Raw genomic sequence first — 19,729 nt, 5'->3', positions numbered from 1 at the left:
CCCATGCACAGTAGCGAAGTGACTGACGCGCCGCGATAAAATAGGCGACAGCGCCAGCGATAGCGCAATAAAGTTTCAGCGCCCGCCACGACCGTGACGAGCGCTGAAACTGTTCAGGAATTTGGAGATCGAGCCCCGGAGCGGTGCCCCGGGGCTTAGTGCATAGCCGTGGCGTTGAGCTGATGCTGGATGCTCTTGAAGTGGTCGAGCCGCTCGATGGCCTGATCGAGCTCGGTGCCTTCGTGCTCCTTCAAGTTCTCTTCCATCTCCGCGATCGTCTCGGCGAACTGGACACGGTCGAGCTCGTCCAGCGAGGTCGCGACGTCGGCGAGCACGGTGAGGCCCTTTTCGGAGACTTCGGCAAGGCCGCCGAGCACGATGATCTTCTCGTGGCGGCCGCCGGTGGTGACGGTGAGGATGCCGGGCCGGATCGCAGCCACGACCGGCGCATGCCCCGCCAGCACGCCGAAATCACCCTCGGCGCCGGGGATGTCGACCTGATCGACCTCACCCGAGAAGGCGAGCTTTTCCGGAGAGACGAGATCGAAATGGAAGGTGGCCATGGGAAACCTTGCGAATGGTGAGTAGCGAATGGCGAGTGGCGAAGAGAGCAGCGCGTCTATTCGCTACTCCCTATTCGCCATTCGCACCTTAGGCCGCTTCCGCCGCCAGCTTCTTGCCCTTCTCGACGGCTTCTTCGATGGTGCCGACCATGTAGAAGGCAGCTTCCGGCAGGTGGTCGTACTTGCCTTCCACGAGGCCCTTGAAGCCCTTGATGGTGTCGGCGAGGTCCACGAACTTGCCCGGCGAACCCGTGAAGATTTCGGCGACGTGGAACGGCTGCGACAGGAAGCGCTCGATCTTGCGGGCGCGGGCCACCGTTAGCTTGTCCTCTTCCGAAAGCTCGTCCATGCCGAGAATGGCGATGATGTCCTGGAGCGACTTGTAGCGCTGCAGCACCTGCTGGACCTGACGGGCGACGGTGTAGTGCTCCTCGCCGACGACCAGCGGCGAGAGCATGCGCGAGGTCGAGTCGAGCGGGTCCACCGCCGGATAGATGCCCTTTTCCGAGATCGCGCGCGACAGCACCGTGGTGGCGTCCAAGTGCGCGAACGAGGTCGCGGGCGCCGGGTCGGTCAAGTCGTCGGCCGGCACGTAGATGGCCTGCACCGAGGTGATCGAGCCCTTTTGCGTGGTGGTGATGCGCTCCTGCAGCGCGCCCATGTCGGTCGCGAGCGTCGGCTGATAACCCACCGCCGAAGGAATACGGCCGAGCAGCGCCGACACTTCCGAACCCGCTTGCGTGAAGCGGAAGATGTTGTCGACGAAGAACAGCACGTCCTGGCCCTGGTCGCGGAAGTGCTCGGCAACGGTCAGACCGGTCAGGCCGACGCGGGCGCGGGCGCCCGGCGGCTCGTTCATCTGACCGAACACGAGAGCGCATTTCGACTTCACGCTCGGATCCGGATTGTGCGGATCGGCGTTGACCTTGGACTCGATGAACTCGTGGTAGAGGTCGTTGCCCTCGCGGGTACGCTCGCCGACGCCGGCGAACACGGAGTAACCGCCGTGCGCCTTGGCGACGTTGTTGATCAGCTCCTGAATCAGCACGGTCTTGCCCACGCCGGCGCCGCCGAACAGGCCGATCTTGCCGCCCTTCGCATACGGAGCGAGCAGATCGACGACCTTGATGCCGGTGACGAGAATTTCGGCTTCGGTCGACTGGTCGGTATAGGTCGGCGCTTCCTGGTGGATGGCGCGCGTGCCTTCCGACTTGATCGGGCCGGCCTCGTCGATCGGCTCGCCGATGACGTTCATGATGCGGCCCAGCGTACCGTCACCCACGGGAACCGAAATCGGCTGACCGGTGTCGGTCACTTCCTGGCCGCGCACCAGACCTTCGGTGGCGTCCATCGCGATGGTGCGGACGGTCGACTCGCCGAGATGCTGCGCGACTTCCAGCACCAGGCGGTTGTTGCCGTTCTTGGTCTCGAGCGAGTTGAGAATGGCCGGCAGGTGGCCTTCGAACTGCACGTCGACGACAGCGCCCATGACCTGGGTAACGCGACCGATCTGTGTGGCTACTGTAGCCATTTACTGTCTCCTTCGATCCGAATTTCGTGTCCGGTCAGACTGCTTCTGCGCCGGAGATGATTTCGATGAGTTCCTTGGTGATCTGAGCCTGACGCGTGCGGTTGTAGACCAGCGTCTGCTTGCGGATCATTTCGCCGGCGTTGCGCGTGGCGTTGTCCATCGCGCTCATCTGCGCGCCGTAGAACGAGGCGTTGTTCTCGAGCAGGGCGCGGAAGATCTGCACGGCGAGATTGCGCGGCAACAGCCGCGTGAGGATCTCGTCCTCTTCCGGCTCGTATTCGTACGACGTCGTGTTGGCGGCACCGCCCTCCTCGATGACCAGCGGGATGACCTGCTGGGCGGTCGGGATCTGCGCGATCACCGACTTGAATTGCGAGTAGAACAGCGTGCAGACGTCGAATTCGCCGTTGTCGAAGCGCGCCAGAACCTTCTTGGCGATCTCCTCGGCGTTGACGAAGCCGAGCTGGCGGACGCTGCGCAGGTCCATGTGCTCGACGATCTGCTTGTCGAACTGGCGGCGGAGCTGCTCGTAACCCTTGCGGCCGACGCAGAAGAATTTCACCTCCTTGCCCTGCGCAGCGAGCGCCAGAGCGCGCTCGCGGGCGAGACGCACGATCGAGGAGTTGAAGGCGCCGGACAGGCCGCGCTCGCCGGTGCAGACCAGCAGCAGATGAACCTGGTCTCGGCCGGTGCCGGCCAGCAGCACCGGTGCGCCGGGCGAGCCGACCGCGGCGCTGGCGATGTTGGAGATCACCGCGCTCATCTTGTCGGCATAGGGACGCGCCGCTTCCGCGGCGGTCTGCGCGCGGCGCAGCTTGGAGGCCGCGACCATCTGCATGGCCTTGGTGATCTTTTGCGTCGCCTTGGTGGAGGCGATGCGGACGCGCATGTCTTTAAGTGACGCCATTCTTCGTCCCCAGCGATCAGCCTGCGGCTCGACCGCGACCCTATCCTTTCGTCATACCCGGGCGTGTCCCGGGCATCCACGTTCTCCGTCTTCCACGCACAAGACGTGGATGGCCGGGACTTCAGTTGCGAAGACGCGCTTCGCGCTTTGGCCCGGCCATGACGGCCTTCTTACGAGAAAGACTTCGCGAAGCCCTCGACCACCGACTTCAGCTTGGCAGCGGTATCGTCGGAGAGATCGCGGCTGTCGCGAATCGCGTTGAGGATGTCGGCGTGCTTGCCGCGCAGCAGCGAGAGCAGGCCGTCCTCGAACGCGCGCACCTTGTTGAGCGGGAGCGGATCGAGATAGCCGTTGGTGCCGGCCCAGATCACGCAGACCTGCTCTTCCATCTTCAGCGGCGAGAACTGCGGCTGCTTGAGCAGCTCGGTGAGGCGCGAGCCGCGGTTGAGCAGGCGCTGGGTCGAGGCGTCGAGGTCGGAGCCGAACTGCGCGAACGCCGCCATTTCGCGGTACTGCGCGAGCTCGCCCTTGATCTTGCCGGCGACCTTCTTGGTGGCCTTGGTCTGCGCCGACGAACCGACGCGCGACACCGACAGACCGACGTTCACGGCAGGACGGATGCCCTGGAAGAACAGGTCGGTTTCCAGGAAGATCTGGCCGTCGGTGATCGAGATGACGTTGGTCGGGATGTAAGCCGACACGTCGTTGGCCTGGGTTTCGATGACAGGCAGCGCCGTCAGCGAGCCCGAGCCCATGTCCTTGTTCAGCTTCGCCGCGCGCTCGAGCAGGCGGGAGTGCAGATAGAACACGTCGCCGGGATAGGCTTCGCGGCCCGGCGGGCGGCGCAGCAGCAGCGACATCTGACGGTAGGCGACGGCCTGCTTGGACAGATCGTCATAGATGATGACCGCGTGCATGCCGTTGTCGCGGAAGTACTCGCCCATGGTGCAGCCGGTAAAGGGCGCGATGTACTGCATCGGCGCCGGATCGGAGGCGGTGGCGGCGACGACGATCGAGTATTCGAGCGCGCCCTGCTCTTCCAGCACCTTCACGAACTGGGCGACGGTCGAACGCTTCTGGCCGACCGCGACGTAGACGCAGTACAGCTTGATGTTCTCGTCCGGCTGCGCGTTGAGCGGCTTCTGGTTCAGGATGGTGTCGAGCGCGATCGCGGTCTTGCCGGTCTGGCGGTCGCCGATGATCAGCTCGCGCTGGCCGCGGCCGATCGGGATCAGGGCGTCGATGGCCTTGAGGCCGGTCGCCATCGGCTCGTTCACCGATTTGCGCGGAATGATGCCGGGCGCCTTGACGTCGACGCGCATGCGCTTGTCGGCCTGGATCGGGCCCTTGCCGTCGATGGGGTTGCCGAGCGCGTCGACCACGCGGCCAAGCAGGCCCTTGCCGACCGGCGCGTCCACGATGGCGCGGGTGCGCTTGACGGTCTGGCCTTCCTTGATCTCGCGGTCGGCACCGAAAATAACGACACCGACGTTGTCGGTTTCGAGGTTCAGCGCCATGCCGCGGGTGCCGTTCTCGAACTCGACCATTTCACCGGCCTGGACGTTGTCCAGACCGTAGACGCGGGCGATACCGTCGCCGACGGACAGCACCTGTCCGACTTCGGAGACTTCAGCTTCCTGGCCGAAATTCTTGATCTGGTCCTTGAGGATCGCGGAAATTTCCGCGGCGCGGATGTCCATCAGCCTGCCTCTTTCATCGCGTGCTTGATCGAATTGAGTTTGGTGCGAAGCGAACCATCCACCATGCGGCTGCCCAGCTTGACGACGAGGCCACCGATAATCGAGGGATCGACTTTCACGTTCAGCGCGACGTCCTTGCCGGTCACCGACTTCAGGGCAACCTTGAGGGCATCGAGATTCTTGTCTGAGAGCGCCTCCGCCACCGTGACGTCGGCCGTCGTCTCGCCCTTGAACCGGGCCACGAGGGCGCGGTAGGCGCGGCTGACGTCGGCCACCGCGAACAGGCGGCGGTTGGCGGTCAGCACTTTCAGAAAGTTGGCGGTGATGCCGGCGATGCCCGCCTTGTCCAGCACGGCCGAAAGGGCCTTGGACTGGGCATCGGCGGCGAACACCGGGCTGCGGACGAGGCGCTTGAGATCAGCGCTTTCGTTCAGCAAGGCATCGAATTTATCAAGATCGGCTTTGACCTCGTCGACCACGTTCTGGTCGCGGGCCAGCTCGAACAAGGCCGTTGCATAACGGCCGGACACACCTGAAACGGACGTATCTTCTGCAGCCACAGACGCGCTCTTTTTGCTGTCAAACTCGCAAGGGAAAAACCGTCGCCACGAAGCGGCGCCTAGCGATCCAAGCCCTTGGAATTCAAGCGGGACTTCGATTTCCGACCAGCACGGGAGGTGCCGGGCTCGTTAAAATCGCGGCTTTGCTAACATAGCAGGTGCGCAGGTGCAACATGACGCCAAACTAAAGGCATGAGGTTCTATCGCCAGTTCGTCGCAGCCTCGCAACACATTGCGCGCGGGAGGGCCGACCGAGGCGGCGACCTGCCACGTCACGGAATTCAGCGCCGGCCCTGCCGCGGCACCCCCATTGGTTCCTGCCCCCAGCGCATAGCGGCCATGAACACGGATCGCTGAAGCGTGAATCCGTTCCCGCCAGTTCCACCCCCCGAATACTTATCGAATTCTAAACGCTAGAGGCGATGACTTCGCTTTACAGTATTCGCAAGTAAATTAGAGGTTAATAAATCGTTAAAGGCGAAGATTACGGGATATCGGATGAATATCTCGCGACGGTAACAAGATATTTCACGACGACACATACTGGATTTACTGCCCAATTCACGCCTCATTGGGAATCGAAACGCCAAATCGCTCACAAACTGATGGGGGCTTCACTTGCCACAAATGTGGCAATACTAGCTTAGGGACCATTAAATGCTGTCTTTGAAGACGCTGGGCTTTGTGACCCGGCCGCGTACGGCGATTGCTTTCGTCGCCGCAACTCTCCTCGTCGGTGGAACTGCCACCGAAGCTTCCGCCAAATCCAAGCATCGGCATCACCATCGCCACCACGCCCAGACCGAGGCCAACGCGACCTCCGATTGGCGCAATGCCAATGCGTCGATGACGCCGACCTCCGGCACGGGCCGCAGCTTCTCCGGCATCGCGTCCTTTTACGGCAATGAGTCCGGTAGCAAGACCGCCTCGGGCCAGCGCTTCAACCAGAACGCCATGACCGCGGCGCACCGTTCGCTGCCCTTCGGCACCAAGCTGCGCGTCACCCATGGCAGCCAGAGCGTCATCGTCACCATCAATGACCGCGGCCCGTTCATTCGCGGGCGCGTGCTCGACCTCTCCACGGGTGCCGCCCGCGCCATTGGCCTCACCAGTCGCGGCGTTGGCCGCGTCACCGCGGAAGTCGTCTCCTAAAGGCGCGATCCGCGCCTGATCGAGCGCGCAGTTTTCATCAGTTTGCTGCGCACGTGAAACAAGCCCGCGGTCTTGGGGGACCGCGGGCTTTTTTTGTTTTGTCATTCCGGGGCGCGCGGAGCGCGAACCCGGAATCCATTCATCCACAAACTCTGCCGCCCGATGGATTCCGGGCTCGCGCTACGCGCGCCCCGGAATGACAGCGGAGGCTATGGCTGCGGTGGCCCTACAAAAAGCTCTGCGGATCGACGTCGACTTCCAGCTTCAGGTTGCCCGTCGGCTTCGGGCAGACCGCGAGCCAGTTGCGCAAATAGTCCGACAGGTCGAAACCGCGCGCCGATTTCACCAGGATGCGGAAGCGGTAGCGGCCCTTGATGACGGCGAGCGGCGCTTCGGCGGGGCCGAGCACGACGACGCGCTCGTCGCGCGGCGCGAGCGCGACGAGCTTACGGCCGAAGCCCTCGGCGCCCGGGCGATCGCCAGCGGAGATGATCAGGCTGGCGAGCCGGCCGAATGGCGGATAGAGCGTCTTCTCGCGCAGCTCGATCTCGCTGTCGTAGAAGGCCTCGCGGTCGCAGGCGATCAGCGCCCGCATCACGGGATGGTCGGGCTGATGGGTCTGGAGATAGCCGACGCCGCGGCCCTGCTCGCGGCCGGCGCGGCCGATCACCTGGTTGAGCAATTGCCAGGTGCGCTCCGCCGCGCGCGGATCGCCGTTGGAAAGGCCGAGATCGGCATCGACCACGCCGACCAGATTGAGCCGCGGGAAGTTGTGCCCTTTGGCCACGAGCTGCGTGCCGATGATGATGTCGACGCGGCCCTCCGCGATCTCGGCGAGCTCGCTTCGCATCGTCTCGATCGAGGTGATGAGATCGCTCGACAGCACCATGGTGCGCGCTTGCGGGAACACCGCGGCCGCCTCCTCCTGCAGGCGCTCCACGCCGGGGCCGACCGCGACCAGCGATTCCTCGGCCGAACAGTTCGGGCAGACATGCGGGCGCGGCATCGAGAAGCCGCAATGGTGACAGACGAGGCGCTGGCGAAAGCGATGATCGACCAGCCAGGCATCGCAGATGGTGCAGGCGAAGCGATGGCCGCAGGCACGGCACAGCGTCAGCGGCGCATAGCCGCGGCGATTGAGGAAGAGCAGCGCCTGCTCGCGCCGCTCGATCGCGGTCCTGATCTCGCCGGCGAGCCGCGGCGAGATGAAGCGGCCGCGCGCGGGCGGCTCGCGGCGCAAATCGATGGCCTCGATATGCGGCATGTGCTGGCCGCCGAAGCGCGAGGGCAGCGCGATGCGCTGATAGCGGTTCTTGCGCGCATTGACCTCGGATTCCACCGACGGCGTCGCGGAGGCCAGCACGACCGGAATCTTTGCGATATGTCCGCGCACCACCGCCATGTCACGGGCGTGGTAGTGCACGCCGTCGTCCTGCTTGTAGGCCTGGTCGTGCTCCTCATCGACGACGATGAGGCCAAGATTGGCGTAAGGGAGAAACAGCGCCGAACGCGCGCCGACCACGACCGGCGCCGAACCTTCGGAGATCGCGGCCCAATTGCGCGCGCGGGTGCGCGGGGTGAGCTCGGAATGCCATTCGATCGGCCGCACGCCAAAACGCTGCGCGAAGCGATCGAGGAACTGGCCGGTCAGCGCGATCTCCGGCATCAGGATCAGCGCCTGCTTGCCGCGGCGGATCACCTCGGCGACCGCTTCGAAATAGACCTCGGTCTTGCCCGAGCCGGTGACGCCGTCGAGCAGCGCGACATGGAAGGTGCCGTTGGCCGCGAGCGCGCGCATCGCATCCACACCGGCACGCTGCAGCGGCGAAAAATCCGGCCGGCCGAATTCCGGATCGGGTGCCGGCGGCGGAGGCGGCGGCGGCATTGGCTCAACCGTGAGCGTGCCTTCATCGACGAGGCCGTCGATCACGCCCGAGGAGACGCCGGCCTCCTTGGCCGCCTCGGACTTGCCGTGCAGCAGCCGGTCCGACAGCAGCGTGATAACGCGCTGGCGCGCCGGTGTCAGGCGCTTCGGCGGATCGCCGGTCAGGCGCACGCCGGCGCGCACCCGCTCCGGGCCGAGATTTTCGCCCATGCGCAGGCACATGCGCAGCACCATGCCGCGCGGGCTCAGCGTGTAGTTTGCGACCCAGTCCACCACCGAGCGCAGCTCCGGCTTGAGCGGCGGAATGTCGAGCTTCTCGCTGACCTCCTTGAGGCGGTTATGCAGGCGCGGATCGGGATTGGCGTTCTCGCCCCAGACCACGGCCAGCACCTCGCGCGGACCGAGCGGCACACTGATGAGATCGCCAGCCTTCAGCTCCATGCCGCGCGGCACCTTGTAGGAATAGGTCTGGTCGAGCGCGACCGGCACCAGCACATCGACCATGCGGGTGGCGGGGGCGGTGTCGTTGCGCGGCGATTGGTCCATGAGCGGGGAATCGGAACCTTGAGGCCTTCAGGCTAGCGCCGCGCGGCGGCCTTAGCGAACGATAAACGAGTGTGATGCGATATACTGTGCGGAATCACCACGTCCAGAGCGCATGAGCAAAGCGGCCGCCCCACACATCGAGCTCGCCAGCGCCGATCCCTCGATCGCGCAGGAGATGGCGCGCTGGCTGTCGCATCTCGGCGCCGAGCGGCGGCTGTCGCCGAAGACGCTGGAGGCCTATGGCCGCGATCTGCGGCAATGCCTGGATTTCCTCTATGGCCATTGGGGCGAGCGCGTCACGCTCGAGCGCTTTGCAGCGCTGGAAGCCACCGACGTGCGCGCCTTCATGGCGATGCGCCGCGCCGACGACATCGCCGGCCGCAGCCTGATGCGCGCCCTGGCGGGCCTGCGCTCGTTCGGACGTTTTCTGGAGCGCGAGGGCAAGGGCAAGGTCGGCGCATTGTCGGCGATCCGCGCGCCGAAGGTCGCCAAGAGCCTGCCGAAGCCGCTGCCGATGGCCTCGGCCAAACGTCTGGCCGATGCCGACGAGCGCGCCGGCGAGGAGCGCGAGACCTGGATCCTTGCACGCGACGCCGCGGTGATGGCGCTGCTCTATGGCTCGGGCCTGCGCATCTCCGAGGCGCTGGGTCTCAAGCGCCGCGAGGTGCCGAAGCCCGGCGAAGGCGACGTGCTGGTCGTGACAGGCAAAGGCAACAAGACCCGCATGGTGCCCGTGCTGCAGAACGTGCTCGCGCTGGTGCAGGAATATGTCGCGATGTGTCCGTATCCGCTGCCGGCGGAAGGACCGATCTTCGTCGGCGCACGCGGCGGCCCCTTGAGCCCGCGCATCATCCAGCTCGCGATGGAGCGGCTGCGCGGCGCGCTGGGACTTCCCGACAGCGCCACGCCGCACGCGCTGCGGCATTCCTTCGCCACGCATCTGCTCTCGCGCGGCGGCGATCTGCGCGCGATCCAGGAGTTGCTCGGCCATTCCTCGCTGTCGACCACGCAGGTCTATACCGGCATCGATTCCGAGCGGCTGCTCGAGGTGTATGCCAGCGCCCATCCGCGGCGCTGACACACTCTCGTCATAGCTCGCGTGCCTCTTGCGCAGCGCCCACGGTTCGGTCAAATCGTGGGAACCAGCACAGGAGACATTTATGGGCGCACATGAAAGCATGGAGCATGCCGAGCACGCCGAACACGCGTCCGGCTCGAACAAGAAGATCGCCCTTCTGATCGCCGTGCTGGCGCTGTTCCTGGCGATCTCGGAGACGCTCGGCAAGGGTGCCCAGACCGAATCGATCAGCAAGAACGTCGAGGCCGCCAATCTCTGGGCGTTCTTCCAGGCCAAGAGCATCCGCCGCACCGTGGTGGTGACCGCGGCGGAGCAGGGCAAGCTGACACTGGCCGCCGCGGCCGAGGCGCAGAAGCCCGCCGTGCAGAAGCAGATCGACGACTGGACCAAGACCGCGCAGCGCTACCGCTCCGAGCCCGAGACCGGCGAAGGCACCGAGCAGCTTGCGGACAAGGCCAAGCACGCCGAACACGCCCGCGACGAGGCGACCGCGAAATACCATCATTTCGAGCTGGCCTCGGCCGCCTTCCAGATCGGCATCGTGCTGGCGTCCGCCACCATCATCACCGGCATGATCGCGCTCGCCTATGTCGGCGGCGCGCTGACGATCGCCGGCCTGTTCATGACCGCGCTCGGCCTGTGGTGGCCGCATCTGTTGCATTTGCATTGAGGTGTTGAGGCCGGGTTCTCACCGCGTCATTGCGAGGAGCCCTTGCGACGAAGCAATCCAGACTGCCTCCGGGGAAAGATACTGGATTGCTTCGCTGCGCTCGCAATGACGGAGGATAGAGCGGGGACGCCTGTCCCGGATTGCGCTGCGCTCCATCCGGGCTACGGACGGTCCTTGTGGTGGCGAAGATCACCGCGCCTGATGCACGCTCTTCCTGAAGCGCTGGATCATACGCAGCGTGCGGTAGGACCAGCCTTCGCCGTTGCCGGCGATCAGCTCGCGGATGTGGCGCTTGATCGGTTCGACCAGCTCGGCGGCCTTGGCGCGCACCCTCAGCACCAGGGCGTAGATCCGCTCGAACCAGCGCATCTCCAGCAGCTTGGCGCGCGTGACGTCGAACACGAAGGCGGTGACGCCGACGCCGACGAGCTTTCCGAACACGATCGTGACGAACGCGCCGGTCCAGTATTCATGCGCGAGCAACCACAGCCCGACCAGCTTGAGCGGAAACAGCGGGACGACGGGCACCGCGAACACGACTAGCGTCATGGCCGGCGAGAGCGCATCGACGCGCTCCGTCAGCCAATGCTTGAAGCGCGCCAGCGGGATGGCCGCGACGATCCTGGCAACGATCGGCTCGAGATGGTCCCACAGCCAGGCTTCGATCAGGAAGACGATCGCGAGCAGGACCCAGACCGGTTGAAGTAGGCGGCGCAGCATGTGTTTCCCGCCCGGTTCGGCGCTGGGCGCTTCGCTACATATGGATGGCGCGCTTGCCGACCGCAAGCGCGGCTTCCTTGACGGCCTCCGAGCGGGTCGGATGGGCGTGGCAGGTGCGCGCGAGATCTTCCGCACTGCCGCCGAATTCCATCAGAACACACGCTTCATGGATCATTTCGCCGGCTTCGCGGCCGATGATGTGGACGCCGAGCACGCGATCGGTCTTGGCATCCGCCAGAATCTTCACAAAGCCGTCAGTGGTCTGGTTGACCTTGGAGCGGCCGTTGGCGGTGAACGGAAACTTTCCGACCGTGTAAGCCACGCCCGCCTGCTTGAGTTCCTCCTCGGTCTTGCCGACGGAGGACACTTCCGGCGTGGTATACACGACGCCCGGGATCACATCGTAATTCACGTGGCCGGCTTGGCCTGCGATGATCTCGGCGACCGCGACGCCCTCGTCCTCGGCCTTGTGCGCGAGCATGGGGCCTGCGACGACGTCGCCGATGGCATAGACGCCCTTCAGGCTGGTGGCGAAATGCGAATCGATCTGCACCCGGCCGCGCGCGTCCAGCGCGACACCGGCTTCCTTGAGGCCGAGACCGTCGGTGTAGGGCACGCGGCCGATGCAGACGAGCACGACGTCGGCTTCGATGGTCTCGGCGGCACCGCCGGAAGCCGGTTCGATTTTCGCAAGCAATGCCTTGCTGTTCATCTCGACGCCGGTCACCTTCGAGCCCAGCTTGAATGCAAATCCCTGCTTTTCAAGGATGCGCTGGAATTGCTTGGCGATCTCGCCGTCCATGCCGGGCAGGATGCGATCGAGGAATTCAACCACCATGACTTCGGATCCGAGCCGGCGCCACACGGAGCCGAGTTCGAGCCCGATCACGCCGGCGCCAATGACCAGCAATCTGCCTGGCACCTTCTCCAGCGACAGCGCGCCGGTCGAGGACACGATGCGCTTCTCGTCGATCTCGATGCCCTTCAGGCGCGCGATGTCGGAGCCGGTGGCGATCACGATGTTCTTGGTCTCGACAACCTGCGACTTGCCGTCGGCGGAGACCTCGACCTTGCCGGTGCCCAAGATCTTGCCGGCGCCCTTGAGCACGTCGATCTTGTTCTTCTTCATCAGGAACTCGACGCCCTTGACGTTGCCGTCGATGCCCTGCTGCTTGAAGTTCATCATCGCGGGCAGATCGAGCTTCGGCGAGGAGACCGAGACGCCCATCTTGGCGAAGGAATGGCCGGCTTCCTCGAACATTTCGGAGGCGTGCAGCAGCGCCTTCGACGGCATGCAGCCGACATTGAGGCAGGTGCCGCCGAGGGTCGCGTTCTTTTCGACCACGGCGACCTTCATGCCGAGCTGGCTCGCGCGTACCGCGCAGACATAACCGCCCGGTCCGGTGCCGATGACGACGAGATCGTAGGTAGCCATGAGAGAAAGTCCCGTAATGTTAGGCGTGGTGAGGATGCTCAGCGTCCGCGCGGCGCGTCAGCGTCCGCCGGACACATCGAGAATGGCTGAGGTGACGTAGGAGGCCTCGTCCGAGATCAGCCAGACGATGGCATTGGCGATTTCATCGGCGGTGCCGACGCGCTTCATCGGCACCAGATGGGCCAGGCGATGGGCGCGGTCGGGCTCGCCACCGGTAGCGTGGATGTCGGTGTCGATCAGGCCGGGACGGATCGCGGCGACGCGGATGCCCTCGCCCGCGACCTCATAGCCGAGGCCGACGGTGAAGGAATCGACCGCGCCCTTGGACGCGGCATAGTCGACATAGGTGTTGGGTGCGCCGAGCCGCGCTGCGACGGACGACAGGTTGACGATGACGCCGCCCGTGCCGCCGTGCTTGGTCGACATCCGCTTCACCGCCTCGCGCGCGCAGAGGATGGAGCCGGTGACGTTCACCGCCATCACGCGCTGGATGCGCTCGGCCGACATCTCGTCGACGCGCACGCCGCTCTTGCCGACGATGCCGCCATTGTTGACGAGCGCCCCGAGCGTGCCGAACTTGTCGGCCTCCTCGAACAGATTGAGGATGTCGCTTTCCTCGGCGACATCGCATTTCACAGCGATGGCCTTGCCGTTGCTGGCCGCGATCTGCGCGACCACCTCGTCGGCCGCCTGCTTGTTGCTGGCATAGCCAACCACGACGCGAAAACCGCGCGCGGCCGCCGCAAGTGCGGTCGCCCGCCCGATGCCGCGGCTGCCGCCGGTGATGACAACGACTTTATCCGTCACATCAATCCCCACGAGTTCGAGCGCACTACGACGTCCTGCCCTCAAGAGGCGCCAAGCGATCAAGCACGGACTTGTCCGTCAAGCTGATCAAATGGAACAGAATGAAGGGCGTGAGAAACGGGATCAGGCACAAGGCCGCGAAGCCGACCCCCTTACCTTTCCTGCGACTAATCGGAATCGCAAAGAAGAAAAAGATAAGGGTGGTCAGCAGGAGCGGCACCATGGAGATGAGCGCATGCGCGAGCGACGGCTCCCCCATCGTCGGCTCCCTTAGAGGTCCAGCACCAGGCGCGCCGGATCTTCCAGGCTCTCCTTGACGCGGACCAGGAAGGTGACGGCTTCCTTGCCGTCGATGACGCGGTGATCGTAGGACAGCGCCAGATACATCATCGGGCGGACCTCGATCTTGCCGCCGACGACCATCGGCCGCTCCTGGATCTTGTGCATGCCGAGGATGCCGGACTGCGGCGCGTTCAGAATCGGGGTCGACATCAGCGAGCCGTAGATGCCGCCATTGGTGATGGTGAAGGTGCCGCCCTGCATCTCGTCGATCTTGAGCTGGCCGTCACGGGCGCGGCGGCCGAAATCGGCGATGCTCTTCTCGATGTCGGAGATCGACTTGTGGTCGCAGTCGCGCACCACGGGCACGACCAGGCCCTTGTCGGTGCCGACGGCGACGCCGATGTGGTAGTAGTTCTTGTAGATCAGGTCGCTGCCGTCGATCTCGGCGTTGACGGCCGGGATGTCCTTCAGCGCCTGCACGACGGCCTTGGTGAAGAAGCCCATGAAGCCGAGCTTGGCGCCGTGCTTCTTCTCGAACGCGTCCTTGTAGTGTGCGCGCAGCGCCATGACGTTGGTCATGTCGACCTCGTTGAAGGTCGTGAGCATGGCGGCGGTGTTCTGCACGTCCTTGAGCCGGCGCGCGATGGTCTGGCGCAGCCGGGTCATCTTGACGCGCTCTTCGCGGGCGGCGTCATCGGCCGGCGAGGGGCTGCGGACCTGCACGGCGGCGGCGGGCTGGTTGACCGGCGTCGGCGCCGAGGCGGCGCGCTCGATGGCGGCCAGCATGTCGCCCTTGGTGACGCGGCCGTCCTTGCCGGAGCCCGGCACGGTCGAGGCGTCGATGCCGGTCTCGGCGGAGAGCTTGCGCACCGACGGCGCGAGCGGCGCATCGGCCGGCGGCGCCTTCGCGGCAGCGGGAGCCGGCGCGGGAGCGGCGGCAGCAGCTGCAGGCGCCGCAGCCTTGGCCGGCGCGGCGGCGGGCTTGGCTGCGCCGGCACCATCGGTGATCTGACCGAGCAGCGCGCCCACGGCAACGGTCGCACCATCGGCAGCGATGATCTCGCTCAGCGTGCCGGCGGTCGGCGCGGGGACTTCGATGGTGACCTTGTCGGTCTCGAGCTCCACCAAGGGCTCGTCGACGGCGACGGGGTCGCCGGCCTTCTTGAACCAGCGGCCGATGGTGGCCTCGGTGACGGATTCGCCGAGCGTCGGCACACGAATTTCAGTCATGGTCTCTTCCTCAAGGGATCGCAGGTAGCGGTCATGAATTCATACGTCATTGCCCGCGAAGACGGGCAATCCAGTACGCCGTGACTTTCGTGATCAGAACGAAAGCCGCGGAGTACTGGATGCCCCGCCTTCGCGGGGCATGACAGAGTCCTAAAAAAACTTCTCAGCTCAGTGCTTCGTCCAGGAACGCCTTCAGCTGAGCCTGATGCTTGGACATCAGACCCGTTGCGGTCGCGGCGGAAGCGGCGCGGCCGACATAACGCGGACGCCGGCTCGCGCCGTTCACCTGGTTCAGCACCCATTCCAGATAGGGCTCGATGAAGTGCCAGGCACCCATGTTGCGGGGCTCTTCCTGGCACCACACCATCTCGGCCTTCTTGAAGCGCGACAGCTCGGCCACCAGCGCCTTCAGCGGCACCGGATAGAGCTGCTCGACTCGCATCAGGTAGATGTCGTCGATGCCGCGCTTCTCGCGCTCCTCGTAGAGGTCGTAATAGACCTTGCCGGAGCACAGCACGATGCGGCGGATCTTCTCGTCAGGGACGAGCTTGATCGCCTCGTTCGGCAGCATCTGGGCGTCATCGTAGAGGATGCGGTGGAAGGTCGTGCCCTTCGCGAGCTCGTCCAGACGCGACACCGCCCGCTTGTGACGCAGCAGCGACTTCGGCGTCATCATGATCAGCGGCTTGCGGATCTCGCGATGCAGCTGCCGGCGCAGCACGTGGAAGTAGTTCGCCGGCGTGGTCGGGTAGACCACCTGCATGTTGTCTTCCGCGCACATCTGCAAGTAGCGCTCGAGGCGCGCCGAGGAGTGCTCCGGCCCCTGGCCCTCATAGCCGTGCGGCAACAGGCAGACGAGACCGGACATGCGCAGCCATTTGCGCTCGCCCGAGGAGATGAACTGGTCGAACACGACCTGCGCGCCGTTGGCGAAGTCGCCGAACTGGGCTTCCCACAGCGTCAGCGTGTTCGGCTCGGCGAGCGAATAGCCGTATTCGAAACCGAGCACGGCTTCTTCCGACAGCAGCGAGTTGATGACCTCGTAATGGCCCTGCTCGTGGCCGAGATGGTTGAACGGCGTGTAGCGGCTCTCGTCCTCCTGATCGATCAGGACCGAATGGCGCTGCGAGAAGGTGCCGCGTTCCGAATCCTGGCCGGACAGGCGGACGTGGTGGTTTTCGTTGAGCAGCGAGCAGAACGCCAGCGCCTCGCCGGTCGCCCAGTCGATGCCGTTGCCGCTCTCGATCGCCTTGGCGCGGTTATCGAGGAAGCGCTGAATGGTGCGGTGAACGCGGAAACCGTCCGGCACCTTGGTGATCTTGCGGCCGATGTCCTTCAGCGTGGCGATGTCGACGCCGGTGACGCCGCGCCGCGCATCCTCTTCCTGGTCGGCGATCTTGAAGCCCGCCCACTTGCCGTCGAGCCAGTCGGCCTTGTTCGGCTTGTAGGAGGTGCCGGCCTCGAACTCGGCATCGAGCCGGGCGCGCCAGTCCGCCTTCAGCTTGTCGACCTCGCCCTCGGTGACGACGCCTTCCGCGATCAGGCGCTTGGAGTAGAGCGTCAGCGTCGAGGGATGGGCGGCGATCCGCTTGTACATCACCGGCTGGGTGAAGGCCGGCTCATCGCCCTCATTGTGGCCGTAGCGGCGGTAGCACCACATGTCGATGACGACGGGCTTGTGGAACTTCTGCCGGAATTCGGTCGCGACCTTGGCCGCGAACACGACGGCTTCCGGATCGTCGCCGTTGACGTGGAAGATCGGCGCATCGATCATCTTCGCCACATCCGACGGATAGGGCGAGGAGCGCGAGTAGCGCGGATAGGTGGTGAAGCCGATCTGGTTGTTGACGATGAAGTGCACGGAGCCGCCGGTGCGGTAGCCCTTCAGGTCAGACAGGCCGAAACACTCCGCGACCACGCCCTGGCCGGCGAACGCGGCGTCGCCGTGCATCAGGAGCGGCATCACGGAGATGCGCATGTCCGGGGGATCGCCGTGCTGGTCCTGCTTGGCGCGGACCTTGCCGAGCACGACGGGATCGACGATCTCGAGATGCGAGGGGTTGGCGGTCAGCGACAGGTGGATGCGGTTGCCGTCGAACTCGCGGTCCGAGGAGGCGCCGAGGTGATACTTGACGTCGCCGGAGCCTTCGACCGCGTCGGGATTGGCCGAGCCGCCCTTGAACTCGTGGAATAGTGCGCGATGGGCCTTGCCCAACACCTGGGTCAGCACGTTGAGGCGGCCGCGATGCGGCATGCCGAGCACGATTTCCTTTACGCCGAGATTGCCGCCGCGCTTGATGATCTGCTCGAGCGCGGGGATCAGGGCTTCACCGCCGTCGAGGCCGAAGCGCTTGGTGCCGGTGAACTTGGTGTCGCAGAACTTTTCGAAACCCTCGGCTTCGATCAGCTTCTGCAGGATGGCCCTGCGGCCTTCGCGCGTGAACGAGATCTCCTTGTCGGGTCCCTCGATGCGCTCCTGGATCCAGGCCTTCTGCGCCGCGTTGCTGATGTGCATGAACTCGACGCCGAGCGTCTGGCAGTAGGTGCGCTCGCAGATCGCGGTGATCTCGCGCAGAGTGCCGTATTCGAGGCCGAGCACGTGATCGAGGAAGATCTTGCGGTCGAAATCGGCTTCGCTGAAGCCGTAGGTGCGCGGATCGAGCTCTTCGCGGTTACGCTGGGCTTCGATGCCGAGCGGATCGAGCTTGGCGTGGAAGTGGCCGCGCATGCGGTAGGAGCGGATCAGCATCAGGGCGCGGACGGAATCGCGCGTCGCCTGAAGCAGGTCGGCGGAGGAGATGTCGGCCCCCTTGGCCTGCGCCTTGGCGGCGATCTTGCCACTGACCGTCTTCTCGACCTCGGCCCAGTTGCCGTCGAGGGCGGAGGTCAGATCGTCCTTCGGGGTCAGCGGCCAGTTGTCGCGCTCCCAGGACGGGCCTTCCGCGTTCTTGCTGATGTCAGCCGGCGCGTCGTTCAGGCTCTTGAAGAACTCCTGCCACTCGGCATCGACCGAGGACGGGTCCTTCTGGTAGCGGGCGTAGATTTCGTCGATGTAGGTGGCGTTGGTGCCCTGCAAAAAGGATGACAGGGCAAAGGCTGCGTTCGCGTCCTGGCGAGACATACTTGAGTTCCTGGCGATTTCGATTCGCGCATAACAAACGGCGCTGGCGCCGAGCTCCCCCGACAGGGCTCGACGCGACAGGCACCCTTTACCCTATTTGCTGCGAAACTTCGCCCGGAAAAGCACGAAGAACTGAATTAGCCTTTCAATTTTTCGGCAAGCGTGTGGCCGAGGCGGGCGGGCGACGGGGACACTGTAATCCCTGCGGATTTCATCGCCTCGGTCTTGGAACCGGCATCGCCCTTGCCGCCGGAGATGATGGCGCCGGCATGACCCATGCGGCGGCCGGGAGGGGCGGTGACGCCGGCGATGAAGCCGACCATCGGCTTCTTGCGGCCACGCTTGGCCTCGTCCTTGAGGAACTGGGCGGCGTCCTCCTCGGCGGAACCGCCGATCTCGCCGATCATGATGATCGATTCGGTCTTGGGGTCGGCGAGCAGCATCTCCAGCACGTCGATGAACTCGGTGCCCTTGACCGGGTCGCCGCCGATGCCGACCGCGGTGGTCTGGCCGAGGCCTTCCTGGGAGGTCTGGAACACGGCTTCATAGGTCAGCGTGCCCGAGCGGGAGACGATGCCGACCGAGCCGGTCTTGAAGATGTTGGCGGGCATGATGCCGATCTTGCACTCGCCGGCGGTCATGACGCCCGGGCAGTTCGGCCCGATCAGGCGCGACTTGGAGCCGAGCAGCGAGCGCTTGACGCGAACCATGTCGATCACAGGAATGCCCTCGGTGATGCAGACGATCAGCGGGACCTCGGCGTCGATGGCTTCGCAGATCGCGTCGGCTGCGCCCGGCGGCGGCACGTAGATCACCGACGCGTCGGCGCCGGTCTTCTCACGCGCCTCGCGCACGGTGTCGAACACCGGCAGGCCCAGATGCGTCGAGCCGCCTTTGCCCGGCGAGGTGCCGCCGACCATCTTGGTGCCGTAGGCAATCGCGGCCTCCGAGTGGAAGGTGCCGTTCTTGCCGGTAAAGCCCTGGCAGATGACCTTGGTGTTCTTGTCGATCAGGATGGACATGAGGTCTGCTTTCGCGAAACTAACAGAGTGAGTGGGTCAGTGGATGCGGCGGTAGACGCCGGTGAGGACGTCGGACCAGCCTTCCGCGTCCGGCGAGAATTGAATCTTCAACGAGTAGGAATCCTCGTTGATGATCTCGTAGACGTGGCGCGCATTGCCGCGGAGCGAGCCGCGCACCAGCGTCAGGGTCTTGCCGGCCCACCCGCCCGAGGCGGGCGATGGCGGCGTGTAGCCGAGCGAATCGTACCAGAACAATTTGTAGGTCCGGTCGTCGCGGTCGAAGGTGAAGATGCCGTGGGTGGCGAAGACCTGCTTACCGTCGCGCATCTGGATCGAGTCTTGGATCAGATAGAACCCGTTGAGATCCATGCGCGCGACGGTGCGCGAGGTCGCCGGCCCGCCCGCCGTCCAGCGCGACGGGAAGACCATCTCCTCACCATCCCATTCGCCGGCGAACGCGGCGAGGCGCGCATGCTCGGGGAGCGGAGGTGATGCGGCGAGATGGTCCTGGGCCATGGCG

At 65.0% G+C, this 19,729-nt stretch carries 17 protein-coding genes; 3 read left to right on the top strand and 14 right to left on the bottom strand.

The features are described 5' to 3' along the window. Nucleotides 1-155: 155 nt before the first annotated feature. The 5 genes from I6F20_RS35565 to I6F20_RS35545 form a co-directional block, all read right to left on the bottom strand. Nucleotides 156-563, bottom strand: a complete 408-nt coding sequence (locus I6F20_RS35565; protein WP_036008748.1) for a F0F1 ATP synthase subunit epsilon — start codon at nt 561-563, stop codon at nt 156-158. Nucleotides 564-651: 88 nt separating this feature from the next. After that, a complete protein-coding gene (gene atpD, locus I6F20_RS35560; protein ID WP_225130761.1) occupies nt 652-2,094 on the bottom strand; it encodes a F0F1 ATP synthase subunit beta in 1,443 nt (480 codons plus the stop codon). 34 nt (nt 2,095-2,128) lie between these two features. Further along, nucleotides 2,129-3,001 (bottom strand): F0F1 ATP synthase subunit gamma, encoded by an 873-nt coding sequence (locus tag I6F20_RS35555; protein WP_225114554.1) that lies wholly within the window; start codon nt 2,999-3,001, stop codon nt 2,129-2,131. A 170-nt stretch (nt 3,002-3,171) separates the two neighbouring features. Next, nucleotides 3,172-4,701 carry a F0F1 ATP synthase subunit alpha gene (atpA, locus tag I6F20_RS35550; RefSeq protein ID WP_057026554.1) on the bottom strand — a complete coding sequence of 510 codons (1,530 nt, stop codon included), beginning with the start codon at nt 4,699-4,701 and terminating at the stop codon, nt 3,172-3,174. Next, nucleotides 4,701-5,261: a F0F1 ATP synthase subunit delta gene (locus tag I6F20_RS35545; protein WP_109141817.1), complete on the bottom strand. Its 561-nt coding sequence runs from the start codon at nt 5,259-5,261 to the stop codon at nt 4,701-4,703. Before I6F20_RS35545 ends, atpA begins: the two co-directional genes overlap by 1 nt. A 657-nt stretch (nt 5,262-5,918) precedes the next feature. Here I6F20_RS35545 and I6F20_RS35540 point away from each other — a divergent pair. Next, nucleotides 5,919-6,413, top strand: coding sequence for a septal ring lytic transglycosylase RlpA family protein (locus I6F20_RS35540; RefSeq protein WP_036008760.1), 495 nt, complete (start codon nt 5,919-5,921; stop codon nt 6,411-6,413). Nucleotides 6,414-6,639: 226 nt separating this feature from the next. On the opposite strand, the gene I6F20_RS35535 is transcribed toward I6F20_RS35540, so the two are convergent. Beyond that, nucleotides 6,640-8,844, bottom strand: coding sequence for a primosomal protein N' (locus I6F20_RS35535; protein WP_225130758.1), 2,205 nt, complete (start codon nt 8,842-8,844; stop codon nt 6,640-6,642). Between the two features lie 112 nt (nt 8,845-8,956). Here I6F20_RS35535 and I6F20_RS35530 point away from each other — a divergent pair, with 112 nt between their 5' ends. Then, entirely contained in the window at nt 8,957-9,922 is a 966-nt protein-coding gene (locus I6F20_RS35530) for a tyrosine recombinase XerC (RefSeq protein ID WP_225130756.1), read from the top strand. 82 nt (nt 9,923-10,004) lie between these two features. Further along, a complete protein-coding gene (locus I6F20_RS35525) occupies nt 10,005-10,592 on the top strand; it encodes a DUF4337 domain-containing protein (RefSeq protein ID WP_036008765.1) in 588 nt (195 codons plus the stop codon). 189 nt (nt 10,593-10,781) lie between these two features. On the opposite strand, the gene I6F20_RS35520 is transcribed toward I6F20_RS35525, so the two are convergent. The 8 genes from I6F20_RS35520 to I6F20_RS35485 all read right to left on the bottom strand — a co-directional run bounded on the left by I6F20_RS35520 (nt 10,782) and on the right by I6F20_RS35485 (nt 19,725). Beyond that, on the bottom strand, nt 10,782-11,312 hold the full coding sequence (locus tag I6F20_RS35520; RefSeq protein ID WP_225130755.1) for a hypothetical protein: 531 nt from the start codon (nt 11,310-11,312) through the stop codon (nt 10,782-10,784). A 34-nt stretch (nt 11,313-11,346) separates the two neighbouring features. Continuing rightward, the gene (gene lpdA, locus I6F20_RS35515; protein ID WP_225130753.1) at nt 11,347-12,747 is read right to left on the bottom strand and encodes a dihydrolipoyl dehydrogenase; all 1,401 of its coding nucleotides are present in this window, start codon (nt 12,745-12,747) and stop codon (nt 11,347-11,349) included. Nucleotides 12,748-12,804: 57 nt separating this feature from the next. Next, nucleotides 12,805-13,554 carry an SDR family oxidoreductase gene (locus I6F20_RS35510; RefSeq protein WP_225130751.1) on the bottom strand — a complete coding sequence of 250 codons (750 nt, stop codon included), beginning with the start codon at nt 13,552-13,554 and terminating at the stop codon, nt 12,805-12,807. A gap of 25 nt (nt 13,555-13,579) precedes the next feature. Next, complete coding sequence (locus tag I6F20_RS35505) at nt 13,580-13,813, bottom strand: hypothetical protein (protein WP_225130748.1); 234 nt, start codon at nt 13,811-13,813, stop codon at nt 13,580-13,582. Between the two features lie 11 nt (nt 13,814-13,824). Further along, nucleotides 13,825-15,066, bottom strand: a complete 1,242-nt coding sequence (odhB, locus tag I6F20_RS35500) for a 2-oxoglutarate dehydrogenase complex dihydrolipoyllysine-residue succinyltransferase (protein WP_036008775.1) — start codon at nt 15,064-15,066, stop codon at nt 13,825-13,827. 163 nt (nt 15,067-15,229) lie between these two features. Then, nucleotides 15,230-18,187 (bottom strand): 2-oxoglutarate dehydrogenase E1 component, encoded by a 2,958-nt coding sequence (locus tag I6F20_RS35495; protein WP_036008777.1) that lies wholly within the window; start codon nt 18,185-18,187, stop codon nt 15,230-15,232. A 137-nt stretch (nt 18,188-18,324) separates the two neighbouring features. Further along, the gene (sucD, locus tag I6F20_RS35490) at nt 18,325-19,209 is read right to left on the bottom strand and encodes a succinate--CoA ligase subunit alpha (RefSeq protein WP_036008780.1); all 885 of its coding nucleotides are present in this window, start codon (nt 19,207-19,209) and stop codon (nt 18,325-18,327) included. A 36-nt stretch (nt 19,210-19,245) separates the two neighbouring features. After that, the gene (locus tag I6F20_RS35485; RefSeq protein ID WP_225130747.1) at nt 19,246-19,725 is read right to left on the bottom strand and encodes a DUF1579 family protein; all 480 of its coding nucleotides are present in this window, start codon (nt 19,723-19,725) and stop codon (nt 19,246-19,248) included. Between the last annotated feature and the right edge of the window lie 4 nt (nt 19,726-19,729).

Source organism: Bradyrhizobium sp. IC3123, assembly GCF_020193625.1.
GTDB classification, from domain to species: domain Bacteria; phylum Pseudomonadota; class Alphaproteobacteria; order Rhizobiales; family Xanthobacteraceae; genus Bradyrhizobium; species Bradyrhizobium yuanmingense.
Note: the sequence above shows the minus strand (reverse complement) of the source record. Positions and strands in the feature narration are given on the sequence as shown.

Bases quoted from the DNA above. Each gene is read 5' to 3' on its own strand.
- I6F20_RS35525 (WP_036008765.1), top strand. From the start codon at position 10,005: ATGGGCGCACATGAAAGCATGGAGCATGCCGAGCACGCCGAACACGCG.
- atpD (WP_225130761.1), bottom strand. From the start codon at position 2,094: ATGGCTACAGTAGCCACACAGATCGGTCGCGTTACCCAGGTCATGGGC.
- I6F20_RS35555 (WP_225114554.1), bottom strand. From the start codon at position 3,001: ATGGCGTCACTTAAAGACATGCGCGTCCGCATCGCCTCCACCAAGGCG.
- atpA (WP_057026554.1), bottom strand. From the start codon at position 4,701: ATGGACATCCGCGCCGCGGAAATTTCCGCGATCCTCAAGGACCAGATC.
- lpdA (WP_225130753.1), bottom strand. From the start codon at position 12,747: ATGGCTACCTACGATCTCGTCGTCATCGGCACCGGACCGGGCGGTTAT.
- odhB (WP_036008775.1), bottom strand. From the start codon at position 15,066: ATGACTGAAATTCGTGTGCCGACGCTCGGCGAATCCGTCACCGAGGCC.
- I6F20_RS35540 (WP_036008760.1), top strand. From the start codon at position 5,919: ATGCTGTCTTTGAAGACGCTGGGCTTTGTGACCCGGCCGCGTACGGCG.
- I6F20_RS35505 (WP_225130748.1), bottom strand. From the start codon at position 13,813: ATGGGGGAGCCGTCGCTCGCGCATGCGCTCATCTCCATGGTGCCGCTC.
- I6F20_RS35495 (WP_036008777.1), bottom strand. From the start codon at position 18,187: ATGTCTCGCCAGGACGCGAACGCAGCCTTTGCCCTGTCATCCTTTTTG.
- I6F20_RS35565 (WP_036008748.1), bottom strand. From the start codon at position 563: ATGGCCACCTTCCATTTCGATCTCGTCTCTCCGGAAAAGCTCGCCTTC.
- I6F20_RS35485 (WP_225130747.1), bottom strand. From the start codon at position 19,725: ATGGCCCAGGACCATCTCGCCGCATCACCTCCGCTCCCCGAGCATGCG.
- I6F20_RS35535 (WP_225130758.1), bottom strand. From the start codon at position 8,844: ATGGACCAATCGCCGCGCAACGACACCGCCCCCGCCACCCGCATGGTC.
- I6F20_RS35520 (WP_225130755.1), bottom strand. From the start codon at position 11,312: ATGCTGCGCCGCCTACTTCAACCGGTCTGGGTCCTGCTCGCGATCGTC.
- sucD (WP_036008780.1), bottom strand. From the start codon at position 19,209: ATGTCCATCCTGATCGACAAGAACACCAAGGTCATCTGCCAGGGCTTT.
- I6F20_RS35530 (WP_225130756.1), top strand. From the start codon at position 8,957: ATGAGCAAAGCGGCCGCCCCACACATCGAGCTCGCCAGCGCCGATCCC.